The organism is Streptomyces scabichelini, from assembly GCF_011045015.1.
In the GTDB taxonomy this organism is placed as follows: Bacteria; Actinomycetota; Actinomycetes; order Streptomycetales; family Streptomycetaceae; genus Streptomyces; species Streptomyces scabichelini.
On record NZ_JAAKZY010000059.1, the window covers coordinates 44910 to 51192 of the forward strand.

Genomic DNA, 6283 nt, shown 5'->3' on the forward strand with positions numbered 1-6283 from the left:
GCGTTGGGACCGACGGTACGTCACACTCCTTGCGCCGTCGCACGGTAGCCTCGCCCCGTGGCTGCCCTGCCACTGACGTTCCGCTAAGTTACAAGATGCCCGCTCTGTCCGGAGGTCCCAGTGACGACACGTGGAGTTCTCTACGTGCACTCCGCGCCGCGCGCGCTGTGCCCGCACGTCGAATGGGCAGTCGCGGGCGTGCTCGGCACACGCGTCAATCTCGACTGGATCCGGCAGCCCGCCGCGCCGGGCACATGGAGATCCGAGTTCTCCTGGCAGGGCGAGGCCGGCACCGCCTCCAAACTCGCCTCCGCGCTGCGCGGCTGGCAGATGCTGCGCTTCGAGGTGACGGCCGAGCCGTCCGCCGCCGCCGAGGGCGAGCGCTACAGCTGCACCCCTGACCTGGGCATCTTCCACGCCGTCACCGGCATCCACGGCGACATCCTCATCCCCGAGGACCGGCTGCGCGCCGCCCTCGTCCGCTCCCAGCGCGGCGAGACGGACCTGGAGTCCGAACTCACCAAGCTCCTCGGCAAGCCCTGGGACGACGAACTGGAGCCCTTCCGGTACGCGGGCGAGGGCGCTCCGGTGCGCTGGCTGCACCAGGTCGTCTGAAGCGCCCCATAAGGGGCGCGGGGCTGTTTCGATTTGCGGCTCCGCCGCGTGGGCGCGACCAGCCCCCACCGGCTTGCAGTGAACAACGAACGCAGTGTGGCCCGAGCTCCAAAAGGGAGCCCGGGCCACACACCGTTCAGCGCAAGAACGGTCGAATTCAGACCGTGCGGAACGCCAGCACCACGTTGTGCCCGCCGAAGCCGAACGAGTCGTTCAGCGCGGCGATGCGGCCCTCGACGGGGAGCTTGCGGGCCTCGCCGCGGACGACGTCGGCGTTGGCCTCGGCCTCCGGGTCGAGGTTCTCCACGTTGATGGTCGGCGGAGCCACCCGGTGGTACAGGGCGAGCACCGTCGCGACCGACTCCACGCCGCCCGCGCCACCGAGGAGGTGACCGGTCATGGACTTGGTCGCGGAGACTGCCATGTGGTCGGTGTCGTCGCCGAAGACCTTGCGCAGCGCCTTCAGCTCGGCGACATCGCCGGCCGGGGTCGAGGTGGCATGCGCGTTCACGTGCATGATCTCGGCCGGGTTCAGGTCGCTGTTGTCGAGCAGGTTCTGCAGCGCGTGCGAGATGCCGAGGCCCTCGGGCTCCGGCTGCACGATGTCGTGGCTGTCGGCGGAGATGCCCTGGCCGACCGCCTCCGCGTAGACACGGGCACCGCGCTTCGCGGCGTGCTCGGCCGACTCGAGCACCAGCACACCCGCGCCCTCGCCGAGGACGAAGCCGTCCCGCGCGGTGTCGTAGGGGCGCGAGGCACCCTGCGGGTCGTCGTTGTTCTTGGACATCGCCATCATGTTGCCGAACGCGGCGATGGGCAGCGGATGGATGGCCGCCTCCGTGCCACCGGCGACGACGACGTCGGCGCGGCCGGTGCGGATCATCTCGATCGCGTAGCCGATGGCCTCGGCGCCCGACGCGCAGGCGGAGACCGGGGTGTGCACGCCGGCGCGGGCGCCCACGAGGAGACCCACGTTGGCGGACGGGCCGTTCGGCATCAGCATGGGGACGGTGTGCGGGGAGACGCGGCGTACGCCCTTCTCCTTGAGCACGTCGTACTGGTCGAGCAGGGTGGTGACGCCGCCGATGCCGGAGGCGATGACCGCGCCGAGACGGTTCGGGTCGACGGCTGCGCCCTCGCCTGCCTTGTCGGTGTAACCGGCGTCCGCCCAGGCCTCCTTGGCCGCGATCAGCGCGAACTGCGCCGAGCGGTCCAGGCGACGGGCCTGCGGGCGGGGAATGACCTCGCCCGGCTCCACGGCGACCGGGGCCGCGATACGGACCGCCTGCTCGGCGGCCCACTCCTGCTCCAGGGGCTTGACGCCGGAGCGTCCGGCGACCAGGCCCTCCCAGGTCGAGGCTGCGTCGCCACCCAGCGGTGTGGTTGCGCCGATACCGGTGACGACCACGGTGCGATTGGTCGGGCTCACGGGAATTCTTTCTCCAACGGATACGAGGATCAGCGGCGCCACCGCCGGGTGGCGGGGCCTTCAGCGACCGAGCCGAGCGGTTTGCTCAGCCCTGGTGCTTGAGGATGTAGTTCGTCGCGTCGCCGACGGTCTTGAGGTTCTTGACGTCGTCGTCGGGGATCTTGACGTCGAAGCGCTCTTCGGCGGCGACGACGACCTCGACCATGGACAGCGAGTCGACGTCCAGGTCGTCGGTGAAGGACTTGTCCAGCTGGACGTCCTCGGTGGGGATCCCGGCGATCTCGTTCACGATGTCGGCGAGACCGGCGACGATCTCTTCCTGAGTGGCGGCCATGTGAGGCGCTCCTTCGTAGATATCCAGAGGGTGTGGCGCCCGCCGCGTCAGCGGCAGGTGTTGCGTCCGTACCGGATCCGGGGATCTGGCACGGGGTGCCTAGGGGAGGGTAACGACCGTCGCGGCGTACACGAGACCCGCCCCGAAGCCGATGACGAGCGCGGTGTCGCCGCTCTTCGCCTCGCCGGTCGCCAGGAGCCGCTCCATCGCGAGCGGGATCGAGGCGGCCGAGGTGTTGCCGGTGGTGCGTACGTCACGCGCGACCGTGACGTGCTCCGGCAGCTTGAGTGTCTTCACCATCGAGTCGATGATCCGCTCGTTGGCCTGGTGGGGAATGAAGACGTCCAGATCGTCCGGGGTGATTCCGGCCGCGTCCAGCGCCTGCTGCGCGACCTTCGCCATCTCGAACACGGCCCAGCGGAACACCGCCTGGCCCTCCTGCGTGATCGCAGGGAACTTGATGTTGCCCTTGCTGTCCAGGGGCAGTTTCGATACGTCGCCGATCCGGAATTCGTTCCACGGGACGGTCTGCTTGATGGTCTCGGACTTGTCGCCCTCGGAGCCCCAGACGGTCGGGCCGATGTGCGGCTCCTGGGAGGGGCCCACGACGACCGCACCCGCACCGTCACCGAACAGGAAGGCCGTCGCGCGGTCCTCCAGGTCGGTCAGGTCGGAAAGGCGCTCGACACCGATGACAAGTACGTACTCCGCCGAACCCTCGACGATCATGCCCTTGGCGAGAGTCAGGCCGTAGCCGAAGCCCGCGCAGCCCGCCGAGATGTCGAAGGCCGCGGCCTTCGCCGTGCCGAGCTTGTCGGCGATCTCGGTGGCGACGGCCGGGGTCTGGCTGAAGTGCGAGACGGTGGAGACGACCACGGCGCCGATCTGCTCGGCCGTGATCCCGGCGTCGGCGATCGCCTTGCCGGAGGCCTCGATCGACATCGCGGCGACGGTCTCCTCGTCGGAGGCCCAGTGCCGGGTCTCGATGCCGGAGCGCGAGCGGATCCATTCGTCGGACGAGTCGATCGTCTCGAGGATCACCTCGTTCGGCACGACCCGGGTGGGCCGGTAGCCGCCCACGCCCAGGATCCGCGCGTACGGGGCGCCCTTGCTGGGCCTGATCTTCGACATGCTCTCGGGCTCCTTGTCAGGCAGCGTGCTCGGCGATGAGCTCGCGAGCAGCGTCGAGGTCGTCAGGGGTCTTGAGCGCCAGCGTCTGCACGCCGGGCAGGGCGCGCTTGGCGAGACCGGTCAGCGTGCCGCCCGGGCACACCTCGACGAGCGCGGTCACGCCCAGCTCCTTGAAGGTCTCCATGCACAGGTCCCAGCGGACCGGGTTGGCGACCTGGCCGACCAGGCGCGACAGCACCTCGGCGCCGGTCGCGACGGCCTTGCCGTCCTTGTTCGAGACGTACGTGATCTTCGGGTCGGCCGGCGTCAGCTCCGCGGCGGCCTGCTCCAGGGTCTCGACCGCGGGGGCCATGTGGTGCGTGTGGAAGGCGCCCGCGACCTTGAGGGCCACGACACGTCGTACGCCCTCGGGCTTGTCGGCCTCCAGGGCGGCCAGCTCCTCCATGGTGCCGGCGGCCACGATCTGGCCCGCGCCGTTCACGTTCGCCGGGGTCAGACCGAGCTTCTCCAGATGCGGGATCGTCGTCTCGGGGTCACCGCCGAGCAGGGCCGACATGCCGGTCTGCGTTATCGCGGCGGCCTCGGCCATGGCCAGACCACGCTTGCGTACGAGTTCGAGGGCGGCCGTGTCGTCCAGGATGCCCGCGAAGGCGGCGGCCGTGATCTCACCGACGCTGTGGCCCGCGACGGCACTCGGTGCCACCTCGCCGAGGGCGGACGCCGACAGGAGTCCGGCCGCGACGAGGAGCGGCTGCGCCACCGCCGTGTCGCGGATCGCGTCCGCGTCGGCCTGCGTTCCGTAGTGGGCAAGGTCGAGCCCGATGGCGTCCGACCACATGCCGAGACGGTCGGCGGCACCGGGGAGGTCGAGCCAAGGAGTCAGGAAGCCGGGCGTCTGGGCGCCCTGGCCGGGAGCGACGAGTACGAGCACCCTCACACTCTCTCTTGTGGACGGCCAATGCCGCCCGTGGGGACAGGGACGAAGAACAGCAGGGGGTTTTGTGGGCCCCCGACAAAAGCCTAGAGCTGGGGATCTCCATCGGCCAGACGCCCCAGGATCAGCGCGATCCGGAGTGTGAAGGCGGATCGTACATCGGAGGGTGACCAACCGGTGACATCAGTCACACGTCGAAGCCGGTAGCGCACGGTGTTGGGGTGAACGAAGAGCATCCGGGCGGCGCCCTCGAGACTGCTCGCCTGTTCCAGATAGACGCTCAGGGTCTCCAGGAGAGCGGACCCCGCCTCCTCCAGTGGTCTGTAGATCTCCTCCACCAGTTGGTCGCGCGCACTCGGGTCGCCGGCGATCGCGCGCTCCGGCAGCAGATCGTCAGCCAGCACCGGCCGCGGGGCGTCCTGCCAGGCGAAACACGCCTTGAGCCCGGCGGCCGCGGCCTGCGCGGAGCGGGTCGCGGCGAGCAGATCGGGCACGACGGGCCCCGCCACGACCGGTCCCGCCGCATAGGGCCCGATCAGCGACTTGGCCACGCCGATCGGGTTGTCGCTGCCGCCGGCGATGACGACGAGCCGGTCGCCGAGGACTCCGGTGAGGACCTGCAACTTGGCGTGCCGGGCGGCCCGCCGGATCGCCTCGACGGTCAGCTCGCTGTCACCGTCGGGGGCCGTGCCCAGCACCACGCACACATGCTCGGGGGAGTTCCAGCCGAGCGCGGCGGCCCGGCTGACGGCACCTTCGTCGGCCTCGCCCGACAGCACGGCGTTCACGACGAGCGACTCGAGCCGGGCGTCCCAGGCACCGCGTGCCTCGGCGGCCTGGGCGTACACCTGGGCGGTGGCGAAGGCGATCTCGCGGGCGTACACGAGGAGGGCTTCGCGCAGGACGGACTCATCACCGGGTGCCGCGACCTCGTCGATCGCGGACTCCATGACCTCGATGGTCGTACGGACCATCTCGACGGTCTGGCGCAGGGTGATCGCCCTGGTCAGCTCGCGGGGTGCGGTGCCGAAGACGTCGGTGGAGATGGCCTGCGGGGCATCCGGATGCCGGAACCACTCGGTGAAGGCGGCGATACCGGCCTGCGCGACCAGACCGATCCAGGACCGGTTCTCCGGTGGCATCGCCCTGTACCACGGCAGTGTCTCGTCCATGCGCGTGATGGCCTGCGCGGCGAGACTTCCGGAGGACTTCTCCAGCCGCTTCAGGGTCGCGGTGTGCGCGTGGGCGGCGTGCGCAGCGGGTTGGGTGGTGCTGGGTTCGGGTTCGGGCACGGGACAAGACTGCCTTATCCGGACGGGAGTGTGCGGCGGCGGGGCTCAGGTGAGGGTGGCCGCGGGTCTAACGTGGGCCCTGTGATGAATGTACGGCGCTCCCAGGAGCGCTACCGCGGAGGCGACTCGGCGGCCGGGATCGAGTCCCTCCACGCCTTCTCCTTCGGGCCCCACTACGACCCGGACAACCTCCGCTTCGGTGCGGTCATCGCCTGCAACGAGGAACGGCTCGCGCCCGGCGCGGGTTTCGACGAGCATCCGCACAGCCACACGGAGATCGTGACCTGGGTCGTCTCGGGAGAGCTGACGCACCGGGACTCCGCGGGCCATGTGTCGGTGGTCAGGCCCGGAGACGTACAGCGGCTCAGCTCGGCGGGCGGTGTACGGCACGTGGAGCGCAACGACGGCGCCGAGCCGTTGACCTTCGTGCAAATGTGGCTCGCCCCGCTGTCGCCGGGCGGCGATCCCGCGTACGAGATCGTCCACGGCATCGCGGACTCCACTCCGTACGCGGTTCCGGAGGCGGGGGCGATGCTGCATGTGCGGCG

General features: G+C 70.2%; 7 protein-coding genes. 2 read left to right on the forward strand and 5 right to left on the reverse strand.

The genetic code is table 11. The features are described from left to right. Positions 1-120 precede the first annotated feature (120 nt). Positions 121-615, forward strand: coding sequence for a DUF3145 family protein (locus G5C60_RS20070; protein WP_165261204.1), 495 nt, complete (start codon positions 121-123; stop codon positions 613-615). A gap of 157 nt (positions 616-772) precedes the next feature. Here the strand turns inward: G5C60_RS20070 and fabF are convergent, their stop codons facing one another. The 5 genes from fabF to fasR form a co-directional block, all read right to left on the reverse strand. After that, a complete protein-coding gene (fabF, locus tag G5C60_RS20075; protein WP_165261206.1) occupies positions 773-2044 on the reverse strand; it encodes a beta-ketoacyl-ACP synthase II in 1272 nt (423 codons plus the stop codon). An 85-nt stretch (positions 2045-2129) separates the two neighbouring features. Then, positions 2130-2378: an acyl carrier protein gene (locus tag G5C60_RS20080; RefSeq protein ID WP_165261208.1), complete on the reverse strand. Its 249-nt coding sequence runs from the start codon at positions 2376-2378 to the stop codon at positions 2130-2132. A gap of 99 nt (positions 2379-2477) precedes the next feature. Further along, entirely contained in the window at positions 2478-3509 is a 1032-nt protein-coding gene (locus G5C60_RS20085) for a ketoacyl-ACP synthase III (protein WP_165261210.1), read from the reverse strand. Between the two features lie 16 nt (positions 3510-3525). Further along, entirely contained in the window at positions 3526-4440 is a 915-nt protein-coding gene (locus G5C60_RS20090) for an acyltransferase domain-containing protein (protein ID WP_165261212.1), read from the reverse strand. An 89-nt stretch (positions 4441-4529) separates the two neighbouring features. Next, on the reverse strand, positions 4530-5735 hold the full coding sequence (fasR, locus tag G5C60_RS20095) for a fatty acid biosynthesis transcriptional regulator FasR (RefSeq protein WP_165261214.1): 1206 nt from the start codon (positions 5733-5735) through the stop codon (positions 4530-4532). A gap of 84 nt (positions 5736-5819) precedes the next feature. On the opposite strand from fasR, the gene G5C60_RS20100 reads away from it, so the two are divergent. Beyond that, positions 5820-6283, forward strand: a 464-nt coding sequence (locus tag G5C60_RS20100; RefSeq protein WP_206439747.1) for a pirin family protein, incomplete at its 3' end; no start/stop codon positions are given.

Coding starts and splice junctions, on each gene's coding strand:
- G5C60_RS20080 (WP_165261208.1), bottom strand. CDS start 2,378: ATGGCCGCCACTCAGGAAGAGATCGTCGCCGGTCTCGCCGACATCGTG.
- G5C60_RS20085 (WP_165261210.1), bottom strand. CDS start 3,509: ATGTCGAAGATCAGGCCCAGCAAGGGCGCCCCGTACGCGCGGATCCTG.